This window comes from Ureibacillus suwonensis (assembly GCF_042655065.1).
Lineage (GTDB): Bacteria > Bacillota > Bacilli > Bacillales_A > Planococcaceae > Ureibacillus > Ureibacillus suwonensis.
Map to the genome: position 1 here is coordinate 1 of NZ_JBHSNQ010000190.1, position 13,796 is coordinate 13,796.

A 13,796-nucleotide genomic window follows, 5' to 3' on the forward strand; every position below is an offset into this window, starting at 1 on the left:
AAGAGAACAGCTATTCACGGAAGTTATAAAAACTTGCGTCAATTATCTTAATTGAACCGCCGTATACGGAACCGTACGTACGGTGGTGTGAGAGGACGGGAGTTAATCGCTCCCTCCTACTCGATTTATTGTGCGGTATAACCTCCGTCCAAGACCACGGCTTGACCGGTGATTCCTTTGGCGGCATCGCTTGCAAGATAAAGGGCAAGGGACGCAATTTCATCGACTGAAATCAACCGTTTTTGCGGAACCAATGGATATAGCACTTCTTCCAACACATTTTCCACCGGGATATTGCGCGTTTTCGCCAAATCTTCAAATTGCCCCCGCACCAATGCTGTATCCACATAACCAGGGCAGATGGCATTCACCGTAATGTGATAAGGAGCCGTTTCAAGGGCCGCCACTTTTGTCAATCCGATGACACCGTGCTTGGCGGAGTTGTATGCGGATTTGCCCGCAAACCCGATCAAGCCGTTGATGGAAGCGATATTGATGATTCTCCCGAACTGCTTTTTCTTCATATGTGGAATCGCATATTTCATTGTAATAAAAGGCGCCGTCAGCATGATTTTGATCATCAATTCAAATTTTTCAGTGGGAAAGTCTTCGATGAATGACACATGCTGGATTCCGGCATTGTTGATCAAAATATCGATCGAGCCGTATGTTTCTACGGTATAGTCAATCGCCCGTTTTATTTGTTCTTCGCTCGTCACATTGCAGACGACGCTTGAAACCTGTCCGGGCAATTGTTTTATTGCTTGATCCAATTTTTCCTCGTTCAAATCGGAAATGACGACGTTTGCCCCCGCCTCAGCAAAGTTTTTGGCAATTTCAAACCCGATTCCTTGGGCACTTCCGGTGATAAAAAGCGTTTTTCCTTTCATTAACAGAACCTCCAACCGTTTATAATCCTAATGAGAATAAGATGATCGCAAGTATTGTTCCGAGCAGAGGAATGATGACGGTGAGCGCCCCCATTGCCGGATATGCGTCTTTATGGGATTCCTTCGCGATGGCCGTGATCGTGGTCACCACATAACCGCTATGGGGCAATGTATCCAAAGATCCTGAAGCAATGGCCACCACCCTGTGCAATTGTTCCGGATTGACTCCCATATCCAAATAATGGGGAGCAATTAATGGCAAGGCGATAGATTGTCCTCCCGATGAGGATCCGGTGAGACCCGCCAGCACCGCAACCGCAATGGCACCGCCAATAAGCGGATTGCCCGGAATGTTTGTCATGTAATCCACCGTTTGAAGGAAGGCAGCCGTCTGTTTCACAACACCGCCATATCCGACGACCGCAGCTGTATTGGCGATGGCGATTATTGCCCCTAACGCGCCATCCGCAATCGCTTTTTCCCGATTTTGCATATATTTGAAGCTCACAAGATAAGCCGTGATGATGCCGCCGAGCAAAGCGATGATCAATGCGGATGTTCCCAACGTATCATGGAAAATGAAGGAAAATCCAAGAACGACGACCAACGGCAACAGACTGAGCAAAGGATTCGGAAGAGGGCGGATTTCTTCATGTTCAAATTGGTCGGATTCTTTTGCAACGAAAGTTTCACCTCTCTCCACTGCTCGTCCAATCATCCACTTTAACCAAAAATAACCGATAACGGCCATGAAAATGGCGACAATCAAACTCACTTGCCAACCTGCATAAGGTGTCGTTCCCAAGTGTTCAATGGGAATCCAGTTCTGGATTTCCGGAGAACCGGCGGAAGTCATGGTGAATGTGACGGATCCCAATGCCAATGTACCCGGAATAAACCGTCTTGGAAGGTTGGCTTCTTTGAATAGACTTAATGCCATCGGGAAAACAGAGAAGGCAACAATGAACAGGCTCACACCACCATAGGTCAAAACGGCACAAGCCACAACAACAGCCAAGATGGCGTGTTTCGCGCCAATCTTTTCAACAATCCATTTGGAGACGCTATCAGCAGCCCCACTGTCTTCCATCACTTTTCCGAAAATGGCCCCCGCCAAGAACATGAGCCACCAGGAACTGATGAATCCCGTAAAGCCGCCCATGTAGCTGGTAATAAAGTCCGGCGCACCTTCCGAAGCCAATTGCGGAAATATCGTAATTCCGCTGAAAATGGCTGCAATGAATGCCGCAAAAGGCGCCGCAATAAGCAAGTTGACGCCGCGCATCGTCAAATAGATCATCAGCGCCAAGCTTCCCAACAGCCCGATGAAACCTAAAATCATCGGATTCCCCCCTTTAGTAAGTTACGAAATTTCTGTTAAAATTCAGAGATTTCTATTAAATGTGTATGTGACCGGAAATTGTTTCATTCTTTTTGATAGCCCTTTTCTATTAAATGGGTAAAAAGTCTAATAAAAAATAAAAAAAGAGCATCTTCCTCTTGATTGTGAGGAATTGCTCCTATTAAGCGGCAGGGGAGGGGAAAGATTATTCATCTTCCGTTGAGACCGATTCAAGGGTGGAGATCACGATATATTTTTCTCCCTGATCCGTATCCATGATATATTCGGTTTTCACTTCTCCAAGCCCTTCAACAAAGTACTTTCTGTTGACGTAATTTTCACCGGATTCTTCGATTACAATGGCCTCATCAAAGTTTTTATAAGGTGTTTCGACAGGTTCATCGATTTTTATGATTTTCCAGTTGCCGAAGGATGTGCCAACCTCGATCGGTTTTGCAAAATACGTTTCAATAGGCTGCATGGACTTTATGTCTTCCATGTCCGGAAAAGCGGCATCAAGGTCCACCGGCTCTTTGTAAACAATCTCGATTTTTTCATCACCGATTTTATAAATGGTCATCATGGTCACACCGCCGTTATCGACAATTGTGCCCACATACTGATCGTCCAGCCAAGTCGTTTTTTCGGTATATGAAGCAAATTCATTGCCATCGCCCAAAAATTTCGCCGTCGATCCGTCCGGTTTTAAAAATTGGCTTAATTCCAATTCATCCTCCGGTTCTTCTTCCACCGCATTTTGATTATCCCCATTTTCTTCTCCATTAGGCGTTTCTCCGTTCACAGGTTCGGGATCGCCCGCATTGTCTTGTTGTTGGCAGCCAAACAGCAGAACCAGCAGAAAGATCATGGAAATTCGCATTGCTCTCATCACGCACAGCTCCTTCCGTTCTATATTACTTATTATTATAAAATGATATTAGTGCCCATACACTAATTTTTTAATAATTATATTATGTAAACTAGTTTGGGAATGGATAAATCCAAAAAAGCCATTCCTGGCCAAATTCAAATCCAAAAAAAGAGTGAATAGGGGAAACGCAATACTTTCCCCATCCACTCTTTTAAGGATTCTCATTTTTTTCTATTATAAAAGCCCTTGAGCTTCTTTCCACTCCAGGAATTCATCATATGTGCATTGCTTGTCGATGATGGAGCCGTCTTCCTGAATTTCAATGACGCGGTTTGCAATCGTTTGGATAAATTGATGGTCGTGGGATGTGAAAATCATCGCGCCTTTGAAGGCGATCAATCCATTGTTCAACGCTTGAATGGATTCCAAGTCCAAATGGTTCGTCGGTTCATCCAAAAGAAGCACGTTCGCGCCTGAAAGCATCATTTTGGCCAGCATGCAGCGGACTTTTTCGCCCCCCGATAATACGGAAGGGGATTTTTTCACTTCTTCGCCGGAGAACAGCATACGGCCCAAGAAACCGCGCAAGAACGTTTCCGTTTGATCTTCCGGAGAGAATTGGCGCAACCAATCCACCAGTGTTTTTTCTTCGCCTTCAAAGTATTTCGAGTTGTCCATTGGGAAGTAGGCTCTGGATGTTGTCACGCCCCATTTAAATGTTCCGCCGTCCGCCTGGCGTTCTTCCATCAAAATATCGAGCAATGCGGATTTGGCCAATGGGCTGCCAAGCAGCACAATTTTATCATCCCGGTTCATGATGAATCGAATATCTTTGAACAGCACTTTTCCGTCTTGGAGCGCTGTCAAACCGTCCACCGCCAGACAGTCGTTGCCGATTTCCCGGTTGATTTTGAAATTGATGTAAGGATATTTGCGGCTTGACGGTTTAATATCCTCCAATTGGATTTTTTCAAGCATTTTTTTGCGGCTTGTCGCTTGCTTGGATTTTGACGCATTGGCAGAGAAGCGGGCGATGAATTCTTGCAGCTCTTTGATTTTTTCTTCTTTTTTCTTGTTTTGTTCCTGCGCCATTTTCAATGCCAATTGGGAAGATTCATACCAGAAATCATAGTTCCCTACATAGATTTGGATTCGTCCAAAGTCCAAATCGGCAATATGGGTACAAACTTTATTCAAAAAGTGACGGTCATGGGAAACAACGATGACCGTGTTTTCAAAGTTGATCAAAAACTCTTCCAGCCAGCGAATGGCTTTCAAATCCAAGTGGTTTGTCGGCTCGTCCAATAAAAGGATGTCCGGCTTGCCGAAAAGGGCTTGGGCAAGCAATACTTTCACTTTATCGGAACCTTCCAAGTCCGCCATTTTCAAATAGTGCTTTTCATCGGGAATGCCAAGGCCATGCAAAAGGGTGGCCGCTTCGGATTCAGCTTCCCAACCGTTCAACTCGGCAAATTCGCCTTCAAGTTCAGCGGCGCGCATGCCATCTTCATCTGTAAAATCTTCTTTCATATAGATGGCTTCTTTTTCTTTCATGACGTCATACAGGCGTTTATGGCCCATAATGACCGTCTCCAGCACCGTATATTCGTCATATTCAAAATGGTTTTGCTTCAATACGGCTATCCGTTGGTCTTTTCCAACAATCACTTGACCTTCCTGCGGTTCAATTTCTCCAGATAATATTTTAAGGAACGTGGATTTGCCCGCTCCGTTTGCTCCGATAAGACCATAACAGTTTCCAGGTGTAAATTTGATATTCACATCTTCAAATAGTTTGCGATCGCCATAACGAAGACCTACATTACTTACTTGAATCATGTAAGTTCCTCCTTTGATACTACTTCAATGTATAAAAAAGATGGAATCCAGCGCCATTTTCTCTTTTACACATAATGCCACCATTATATCAGGAAGTGGGGCGAAAAGCTATAGAAGGTTTACATTCATTCGTAAAAGGGGAGGGGATTGGGGGAAAACATAGAAGCAAGAAAAAACGGAATTGGAAAATGTTTTGTTCTCCAATTCCGTAACGTGAAAGGTGAGTCTTGCCATTTTGAGATATGTAAGTTAAATGCATTTCTTCCTTCTGAACCACAACGTTGCAATCCATTTTTCGCCTGTAACGACCGGTAAACCGGCATGCAGTGTCAATTCATTTAATGTTTGATCGTTGTAAAAATATTCAAAGTATACCGCCATTCCTTTTTTCGGATACACTTTTAACCCCAATTTTGGAAAATAAGTTTCTCCGCCATCTTCCACATCGCTCAAATATAAGACAAATGTGCAAATCCGGTTGTTGCTTGCAGCTCTGCTTGTCGCCGCAAAATAATCAAAATGCTCTTTATATTCTTGTCCGGGTTTATAGTTTAAAATATGTAACCCTTCCGCATGTTCCACAGGGATCCCCACAATGGAAGCAACCCGTTTTTCAATTCTTCTCACCATATCATCATTCACGTCTGCAAGAAATGCGCCGCTGCTGGTCCGGATGTCGCTGACAATTTTGTCTGCGCCGATTTTGGAACGCTGGAGTCGATCCTTTGATAATTCGATGAGTTTGTCGCATTCTTCGTCATCCAGCACCGAACCCAACACCACCACCAACGGCTGTTCGTATTTCACCAATACATCAATTTCCCTGTCTTCAACATATATTTTGTTTCCACTGAAGTTGAATAGGTTTTGCTCCTTTAAAGAATATTCAGCTCCAAGAATCGTCAAGCTCATTCCCTCCATTTAATGAATGTAAAAAAATGGAATAAAAAGGGATAAAAAGGATAAAATGCACATAATAATTTTACACTAATCTTCGTGTTTCCGCACTATCCTTTATAGAAAAAAATCGGATGAACCAGAAAAAACATCGGCAAAGGAGAGGATTGAGCTTTTCCGCCTTTCAGCGCCCGTTTTCTTTCAATGCCATATCCGCCCCTAAGACGCCGATGATTTTGCCTTCGCTTACTATCGGGAATGAAAGGGTAATGCAATAGTTTTTCGTGACTGCGGAGATATATGGTTCGGAAACATACTCTTTACCATTGATCGCTTCTTTGAACCATGGGCGCATTTTGGCGTTGACAAGTCCGGCAGGCGGGTTGGAGTAGATGAAGGTTCCATCCCTCCGATTGGTCCAAATCGTTTCCAACTGAGGATTCGAATATAGAATCTCATCGAGCAGTAGTTGATGAATTTTTTCATCCATACTTAGGAGAGTTTTGGATTGAACTTTTTGAGAAAGCATGTTTTTCACTTGCTTGACGAGGGTTTCATCATATTGGACGTTTTGTCCATTCTCATGAACCAGTGTTTGCAGTTCCGATGAGGTTTTTGTCAACGCCTGATTGATGGAGCGGATTTCTTCTATATTCTTGTGCTGTGTCCGTAAATCGGTTGTCACTTGAACGACGTATTTTTTATTTTCCAATGCCATATCCGCTATTTCCTGAAGGAGGTTTGCTATATCGACGACACTGTCCCTTTGTTCGTCCACCGATTCCGAAGATTCCTGCACCATCTTTGTGATGATGTTCAGTTTTCCTTTGAAAGACTCCAGCGCATCAAGTATTTTATTCATTTCATGAAAACCTTCATGCACTTGTGCCGTTTCCAATTTCACTTTTTCCGCAGTCGATTTGATCTCCGTTTGAATGATTTGGATGGTATCTCTTGTTTCCTCAACAGCCTGGGATGTTTGATTGGCTAAATTCCCAACCTCTTTTGCAACTACAGAAAACCCTTTTCCATGATCGCCAGCGCGAGCCGCTTCAATGGAAGCATTCAAAGCAAGGATTTTTGTTTTTTGTGAAATCGAACCGATTGTGTAGACAATTTCCTGAATTTTGTTGGAGTATTCAACCAGTTGATGCATTTGTTCAAGCAAGTCGTTGTGACTGCGGCTTAAATGTTCAAACTTCTGCTGCAGGGTTTGGAAAGAAACAAAAGAGTTTTGGAGTTCGGCGTAGGATGTCTGGCTGTTTGAAAGGATTTCTTGGGAAAACGATGATATGTGCAGAGCCGCCGCTTCGATTGCCTTCATTTTTTCAGAAGCTTCTTGAGAGAAGGAAACGGTTTGTTCACTGTGGGTAAACAATTGGGCGGTTTTTGCTTCTGTGGATTTGGAAATTTCCTCGAGCGACAGCGAAGTCAAATTCATTTGCTCCACAACGCCTTTTAATTGATCTACAGCCACTTGAATTTGTCCATCCATTTGAGGTGAAGAAGCGGCTTCTTTGTATTCGGTTTTCAAAGGAATCTTTTTCATAAAAAACATGACGGCATCCCCCTTGTGCAAAATAACTCATTTATATAGAATAAAATATAACAATATTGGATTGTTTTTCAATAAAATATTCTAAAATAGATAAATTTATTAAATTGATATTTTGTGATTGATATCAATTACCGTATAATACATCACTTATTTAGAGGTGGATAAGTTACTTCGGGATAATAAAATATATTAGTTTTTTTATAATTAGATTATGTAAACTAACTGATTGTCCGATTCTATGTTTAAAAAAACAGCGGCACTTTTGCCGCCATTAAATTAACCATTCCAATGTTTCCGGATGAAATCGTCCCTTCCGGATTTTCTGCGATCTTCTTCATAGTGTGTGGGATTTTTTTTGTAATAATCTTGATGATAATCTTCCGCTTCATAGAAAGGGGCAGCCGGACGGATTTCGGTGACGATCGGCTTTTTGAAACGGCCGCTTTCTTCCAGCTGTTTTTTCGATTTTTCCGCCAGTATCCGCTGTTCTTCTGTATGATAAAAAATGGCTGTTTTATAGTTTTCGCCACGATCATGGAACTGGCCGCCATCATCTGTTGGATCGATTTGCATCCAATAGATTTCAAGCAGTTTTTCGTATGGGAAAACAGCCGGATCAAATTCGATCTGCACCACTTCCAAATGGCCGGTCGTTCCGGATTTCACCTGTTCATATGTAGGATTTTCAACGTGGCCTCCCATATAACCGGAAGTGACTTTCTCAATTCCGTCCCATTCCACAAAAGGCTTCACCATGCACCAGAAACAGCCGCCGGCAAATGTAGCTTTTTCCATTTTTTCACTTCCTTTTGCTTAAAATCCAATGCATTGCTACAAGATATCATTATAACAACAAAAACTGGAACTTTCATATGCAGGAAAAGCATTTCCTATGGGAGCATAGTATAATGATTGATAGAAGTGAACTTGTCCCAATCTTTCAACGTTCTATTATGATGAAGTCCAAAAGAATAAGGGGAAATAAGCATGGAAGATAATCAAATTCGAAGCCGGAGTGAAAAACGCTATAAGAAAAAACGGTTTAGAATAGGAAGATTCATTGTTTTGATTTTATTGCTGATCATTATTGGGGTCAGCGCCTATTCGATCCATCAATATCGGATCGGATTGGAACTTGCGGGAGATGCAGAAAAGGAAAAAATGGATTTTCTCCCTGATGAACAAACAGGAAACATTGTGAACTATTTAATCATCGGCGTGGACAGCAGGGGAGAGGAAAAATCCCGTTCTGATACGATGATGGTCCTTTCTTGGAATAAAGATACGAATGATATGAAGCTCGTATCCTTTATGAGGGATATTTATACGGAAATCCCCGGCTATGATTCTTGGAAGTTGAATACTGCCTACTATTTGGGCGGCGTTCAATTATTGAAGCAAACATTGAACGAAATGTTCGATATTCCGATCCATCATTATATGGTGATGGACTTCCAAAGCTTTGAATCGCTCATAAACATCATTGCCCCGAATGGTGTCGAAATTGATGTGGAGAAAGACATGTCCGCTTATATCGGGGTGAGCCTGAAAAAAGGCGTGCAACGGTTAAACGGCAAAGAGCTCCTTGGCTATGCCCGATTCCGTCATGATGCCCAAGGGGATTTCGGCCGTGTCGAACGGCAGCAAAAAGTCATTGAAGCGTTGAAAGAGGAAGTTATGAAACCGGCAAATATTAAAAACCTGCCGAAATTTATCGGTGCCGCACAAGGCTACGTTCTTACGGATATGACTTCAGGGGAAGAGTTTAAAACGGTGCTGTCCGTATTGGCAGGCGGAAAACCTTCCATCGAAAAAATGACCATACCGGTGGAAGGAACTTATTGGTTCAACTCTTACCAGCATGCGGGATCAGTCATTGAAATTGATTTGGAAGCGAACAAGAAAGAATTGCACGAATTTTTAGGAATTGGTGGATAGAAAAGTTTTCTTCCAATTATTTTTCGTGATAAAATGATTTTGTCGAAAAATGATGAGGTGATTTTTTGGAAAGAGAGAAAGAATTGGAAAGTGAAGTTAATCGATCAAAGGAATCGAAATTTTTTTCAACAAAGTTTATCCGTTTTCTCGGAGGCAAAAATTTATTATTCACACTGATTGTACTTTTGTTATTGGGGCTCGTTATCTATATTTTTGATAAGATTTCCTTTATTTTCTATCCATTTCAGGTTTTATTCGAAGTTGTCATATTGCCCGGTGTACTTGCGGTCATTTTATATTACTTGTTCAGACCAATATTAAAATTTTTGGAACGATGGATTCCGCGAATTTGGTCCATCTTTTTGATTTTTCTCTTGGCGATTGGAGCCATCACTTTGCTGGTGTTGCTTGTATTTCCGTTTTTGCGCGAGCAATTCACCAATTTGGTTTATGAATTTCCCGTTTACTTCAAAGCGGCTGTCGAAGGGGTTGTCTCATTTTTAAATAATTCCGGCGTCAGCGATTTATTTTCAAAATATAACATCAATTACGACCGGGTATTGACGGATGTGACGGACAATTTAATTACAACCGTAAGAGAAACCCTTACGAATCTGGCATCGACTCTCGCCAGCGGGATTACGGGATTCGTTTCCGCGGTGACAGGCTTCATTTTATCGCTGGTGACCGTTCCTTTCATTTTGTTTTACCTGTTATATGAAGGGGAAAAACTTCCAAAATTTATATTGAATATCCTTCCGCCGCGCGCGCGCAATGATGCGGCCAAGGTAATGAAGGCAATGGACCACCAAATCAGCCATTACATATTAGGTCAAATTTTAGTTTCATTTTGCATCGGGATCATGATGACGATCGGCTTTCTCATCATCGGATTGGATTACGCCTTCCTGTTAGGTTTCTTGGCGATGATCACGAGCGTTGTTCCATATTTGGGTCCAGCCATTGCCATCACACCGGCCATCATCATTGCACTGGTGAATTCTCCATTCATGGTGTTGAAACTGATTATCGTTTGGACGATTGTCCAGCTCATTGAAGGAAAACTCATTACGCCTAATATTATGGGCTCATCCTTAAAAATCCATCCCATCACCATCATTTTTGTATTGTTGACGGCGGGTTCTTTGTTCGGCGTTGCCGGTGTGGTTCTGGGGATTCCGGGTTATGCGATCTTAAAAGTGTTGGTGTCTTACTTATTTGAATTGTTCAAAAAGCGTTATAACCGCTATGAAGAAGATGATTCTTACAAATATAAAGTGGATTGAATCGGCTGAAATTTCGGCCGATTTTTTCTTTATATCGGCAAATAAAGCAAATCCAATGGCGGATTGACAGGATTCCGGCAAATGAAAAAGCTATCATCCAATTTTGATTGGATGATAGCCGATTCAGAACCGACCCTTTAGATGTTCAACGTTTTCAATCGCCCGATCGCTTCCTCCAACAGTTCCTTTTCTTGGACAAGGGCAATGCGGACAAAGCCTTCCCCTTCAGAACCGAAGGAAGTGCCTGGTACCATCACGACACCCGCCTGTTCAATGGCTTTAAAAGCGAAAGAAACACTGTCGATGTCAAATGGATATTTTGCCCACACAAACATGCCTCCGTCCGATGGGGCATATTCCCAACCGATTTTTTCAAGCCCTTTTGTAAGAACATGATGTCTTTCAGAAAAAGTTTTCCGCAAATGGTCGGTAATGATTTCTGAATGATCCAAGGCAAGGGCTGCGGCGGACTGAATCGGTTCAAAAATGCCGTAGTCCAAATTGGATTTCAGCTGCTTTAAAATTTGGATCATTTCACTGTTTCCGACGATGTAAGCCACCCGGGCGCCAGCCAAACTGAAACTTTTGGATAAAGAATTGATTTCCATTCCAACTTCTTTTGCACCAGGGGCGTTTAAGAAACTGACCGGACCATCGCCGGAAAAGTAAAATTCCGAGTAGGCGGCATCATGCAGGACGATGATATTATGTTTTTTTGCGAATTCAACCACTTCTGTGAAATATTCAATCGATGGCATGGCTGGAACCGGATTGCCGGGAAGATTCAAAATCATCAATTTCGCTTTGGTTGCCACTTCTTCAGGAATGGCCGACAAATCCGGAAGGAAACCTCTCTCCTTATTTAACGGTATGTAATATGCTTCCGCCCCTGCCAAATGGATGCCTGCCATATAAGCGACATAGGCGGGATTGGTCGTAAGGATAATGTCACCGGGATCACAAAAGGCGATTGGCAGATGCACCAATCCTTCCTGGGAACCCATCGTCAGCAGCACTTCCGTATCGGCATCGAGTTCCACTTTGTTTACCCGCTTGTAGTAACGGGCCACCGCTTCATTGAATTCCTTTGTCCCTGTCAATGTATATCCATAGGCATTTGGATGTTTGCTTTTCTCCGCCAAATGATTTCTTATCATTTCATGGGGTGGAAGGTCAGGACTTCCGAGACTTAAATCAATGATTTTCGTACCTTTTGCTTGTTGCTTGTTTGCATATTCTTTCAATTGGCCGAATATTGCTGGCTGGAATAATGACATCTTCTTGGATGGTACAATATTCAAAATAAACACTCCTTAAGATTGACGAATTCAAATCGTAAAAATATTTTAACATATTTTTATTCTTTCAAAGTTGTAAAAATAAAGGATTTTGCTTTCCACCCAGTTTTTGTATATGATACTAGAAAAGAAGTGATGGAGTTGAAAGAATGAAAGTATATTCTTTAAGCGGTCCGAGCGGGTCAGGGAAGAGTACAAGCGCTTTGCAATTTGCCCATGATCATCAAATCGAAGCCATCATCGACGATGGGTTGTTGATCAAAAACGGGCAAAAAATTGCGGGCACGTCGGCGAAATTTGAAAAGAACACGATCCGGGCGGTCCGGAGAGCGATTTTTCAGGATGAAGCCCATCAGAAAGAAGTGATGGAAGCAATCAAAAAGCAGAACATCCAATCCATATTGATCATCGGCACAAGCGATAAAATGACGAAAAAGATTGCGGAACAGCTGGAACTCGGCCCGATCCAACAATTTTATTATATTGACGATATCCGCTCAAAAAATGAAATCAAATTGTCCCAATTTATCCGTTTCACCCAGGGGAAACATTTGATGCCCATCCCATATCGGCAAGTGGAACAAAATTTTTTCAGACGAATCATCCAAAAGGGATTTGATATATTTACGAAAAATCGGGTGAAGTTGGGGGAAACGACCATTGTCCAACCGGATTTCCACCGGCAAACCATCGATATATCGCCGAATGTTTATCTCGATTTGATCAAATATGTCGTTTCGAACCATCCGGCGGTTGCGAAAGTGGATTCCGTCCAATTCACCATGAAGAAGTTCCAGCCGAAGATTTATGTATCCCTTCATATTAAAACCCCGGTTGATTATGATGTGATCGAGAAAATGGAGCAGTTACAAAAACAGATTTCCGTCCAGTTTCAACGCCATTTTGAATTTGAACCGATGCATATTCTCATCTTTTTGAAAGGCATAATGTAAAATGTGGTTGACTTATCGCCAACCACATTTTTTGTTTATCTTTTTCTTGTAAATTGAGGCAAACGTTTTTCAACAAACGCGCGGACGCCTTCAGGAAAATCGATCGGATCTACAAAAGGCGTCGAACCTTGCCAAAGAACCGGAGCGGAATCGATGCACTCTTTTACCGAATTTTTCACTGCCAGCAGTGAGGCAGGGGACATGCTGGCCACCAATTTTCCCAAACGGATGGAAAAGCGCGTCAATTCTTTTTCAGGCACCAAATAGTTCAACATGCCCGCCCGATAAGCTTCTTCCGCTTTGAATGTGCGGCCGGTGAAAACAAAGTCTTTCGTTGTGGATGGGCCCACCAAATCCACAAGACGTTTGGCAAATTTATTATTCAACGTAATGCCCAGTTTGCCGACAGGAATGCCCATGCGCGCTTTTTCAGAACCTATGCGTATATCACATGCCAATGCAAGCTCCAGTCCGGCGCCCATGGCAGGTCCGTTGATCACTCCGATGGTCGGGAGCGGTAAATTCTCGATTGTCGAAATCGTATTTTCCATTCTGACAAACGCTTCTTCCGCTTCTTCCAACGACATCCGATTGAATTCCTTTATATCTGAACCGGCTGTAAAATTCTCACCGGAACCACGGAGGATCAATACTTTGTTTTTTGGATTTTCAAGGGATTGTTTTGCGATTTTGGCTAGTTGATCCCACATATTGGCTGTCAACGCGTTTTTCAATTGAGGGCGATGGATTGTGATGATGGCCAAACCGGCTGTTTCTTGATAGACAATTTTTGCTTCTTCTTCTTCAAGTCTCATCGTACGAACTTGCATCCTAAATACCTCCTTCACATTAGTTCCATCTTACTTGAAAGTGAAACATCATCCTAGAGTTATTTCAATATTCATAAAAAATCAAACAATATTC

At 42.5% G+C, this 13,796-nt stretch carries 12 protein-coding genes; 3 read left to right on the forward strand and 9 right to left on the reverse strand.

Annotated elements, in window-relative coordinates; translation table 11 throughout:
- Positions 1–125: 125 nt before the first annotated feature.
- The 7 genes from ACFPOH_RS15475 to msrA all read right to left on the reverse strand — a co-directional run bounded on the left by ACFPOH_RS15475 (position 126) and on the right by msrA (position 8,192).
- Positions 126–890 carry a 3-hydroxybutyrate dehydrogenase gene (locus ACFPOH_RS15475; RefSeq protein ID WP_342469367.1) on the reverse strand — a complete coding sequence of 255 codons (765 nt, stop codon included), beginning with the start codon at positions 888–890 and terminating at the stop codon, positions 126–128.
- Positions 891–909: 19 nt separating this feature from the next.
- Entirely contained in the window at positions 910–2,229 is a 1,320-nt protein-coding gene (locus ACFPOH_RS15480; RefSeq protein ID WP_390310572.1) for a GntP family permease, read from the reverse strand.
- Between the two features lie 208 nt (positions 2,230–2,437).
- A complete protein-coding gene (locus ACFPOH_RS15485; protein WP_390310527.1) occupies positions 2,438–3,121 on the reverse strand; it encodes a hypothetical protein in 684 nt (227 codons plus the stop codon).
- A gap of 216 nt (positions 3,122–3,337) precedes the next feature.
- Positions 3,338–4,942: an ABC-F family ATP-binding cassette domain-containing protein gene (locus tag ACFPOH_RS15490; RefSeq protein ID WP_390310529.1), complete on the reverse strand. Its 1,605-nt coding sequence runs from the start codon at positions 4,940–4,942 to the stop codon at positions 3,338–3,340.
- A 249-nt stretch (positions 4,943–5,191) separates the two neighbouring features.
- A complete protein-coding gene (locus ACFPOH_RS15495; RefSeq protein ID WP_390310530.1) occupies positions 5,192–5,854 on the reverse strand; it encodes a 2OG-Fe(II) oxygenase in 663 nt (220 codons plus the stop codon).
- Between the two features lie 169 nt (positions 5,855–6,023).
- Positions 6,024–7,397: a methyl-accepting chemotaxis protein gene (locus tag ACFPOH_RS15500; protein ID WP_390310532.1), complete on the reverse strand. Its 1,374-nt coding sequence runs from the start codon at positions 7,395–7,397 to the stop codon at positions 6,024–6,026.
- A 276-nt stretch (positions 7,398–7,673) separates the two neighbouring features.
- Positions 7,674–8,192 carry a peptide-methionine (S)-S-oxide reductase MsrA gene (gene msrA / locus ACFPOH_RS15505; protein ID WP_342581439.1) on the reverse strand — a complete coding sequence of 173 codons (519 nt, stop codon included), beginning with the start codon at positions 8,190–8,192 and terminating at the stop codon, positions 7,674–7,676.
- A 192-nt stretch (positions 8,193–8,384) separates the two neighbouring features.
- Between msrA and ACFPOH_RS15510 the strand changes: the two genes are divergently transcribed.
- Positions 8,385–9,335 carry an LCP family protein gene (locus tag ACFPOH_RS15510; protein WP_390310534.1) on the forward strand — a complete coding sequence of 317 codons (951 nt, stop codon included), beginning with the start codon at positions 8,385–8,387 and terminating at the stop codon, positions 9,333–9,335.
- 65 nt (positions 9,336–9,400) lie between these two features.
- Positions 9,401–10,621 (forward strand): AI-2E family transporter, encoded by a 1,221-nt coding sequence (locus ACFPOH_RS15515; RefSeq protein WP_390310535.1) that lies wholly within the window; start codon positions 9,401–9,403, stop codon positions 10,619–10,621.
- 137 nt (positions 10,622–10,758) lie between these two features.
- On the opposite strand, the gene ACFPOH_RS15520 is transcribed toward ACFPOH_RS15515, so the two are convergent.
- Positions 10,759–11,922 carry an aminotransferase class I/II-fold pyridoxal phosphate-dependent enzyme gene (locus ACFPOH_RS15520; protein ID WP_390310536.1) on the reverse strand — a complete coding sequence of 388 codons (1,164 nt, stop codon included), beginning with the start codon at positions 11,920–11,922 and terminating at the stop codon, positions 10,759–10,761.
- Positions 11,923–12,068: 146 nt separating this feature from the next.
- Here ACFPOH_RS15520 and ACFPOH_RS15525 point away from each other — a divergent pair, with 146 nt between their 5' ends.
- Positions 12,069–12,872: a hypothetical protein gene (locus tag ACFPOH_RS15525; RefSeq protein WP_390310538.1), complete on the forward strand. Its 804-nt coding sequence runs from the start codon at positions 12,069–12,071 to the stop codon at positions 12,870–12,872.
- Between the two features lie 35 nt (positions 12,873–12,907).
- On the opposite strand, the gene ACFPOH_RS15530 is transcribed toward ACFPOH_RS15525, so the two are convergent.
- Positions 12,908–13,702, reverse strand: a complete 795-nt coding sequence (locus ACFPOH_RS15530) for an enoyl-CoA hydratase/isomerase family protein (protein WP_390310540.1) — start codon at positions 13,700–13,702, stop codon at positions 12,908–12,910.
- Positions 13,703–13,796: the final 94 nt, after the last annotated feature.

Coding starts and splice junctions, on each gene's coding strand:
- ACFPOH_RS15475 (WP_342469367.1), bottom strand. CDS start 890: ATGAAAGGAAAAACGCTTTTTATCACCGGAAGTGCCCAAGGAATCGGG.
- ACFPOH_RS15485 (WP_390310527.1), bottom strand. CDS start 3,121: ATGAGAGCAATGCGAATTTCCATGATCTTTCTGCTGGTTCTGCTGTTT.
- ACFPOH_RS15490 (WP_390310529.1), bottom strand. CDS start 4,942: ATGATTCAAGTAAGTAATGTAGGTCTTCGTTATGGCGATCGCAAACTA.
- ACFPOH_RS15495 (WP_390310530.1), bottom strand. CDS start 5,854: ATGAGCTTGACGATTCTTGGAGCTGAATATTCTTTAAAGGAGCAAAAC.
- ACFPOH_RS15500 (WP_390310532.1), bottom strand. CDS start 7,397: ATGTTTTTTATGAAAAAGATTCCTTTGAAAACCGAATACAAAGAAGCC.
- msrA (WP_342581439.1), bottom strand. CDS start 8,192: ATGGAAAAAGCTACATTTGCCGGCGGCTGTTTCTGGTGCATGGTGAAG.
- ACFPOH_RS15510 (WP_390310534.1), top strand. CDS start 8,385: ATGGAAGATAATCAAATTCGAAGCCGGAGTGAAAAACGCTATAAGAAA.
- ACFPOH_RS15525 (WP_390310538.1), top strand. CDS start 12,069: ATGAAAGTATATTCTTTAAGCGGTCCGAGCGGGTCAGGGAAGAGTACA.
- ACFPOH_RS15530 (WP_390310540.1), bottom strand. CDS start 13,702: ATGCAAGTTCGTACGATGAGACTTGAAGAAGAAGAAGCAAAAATTGTC.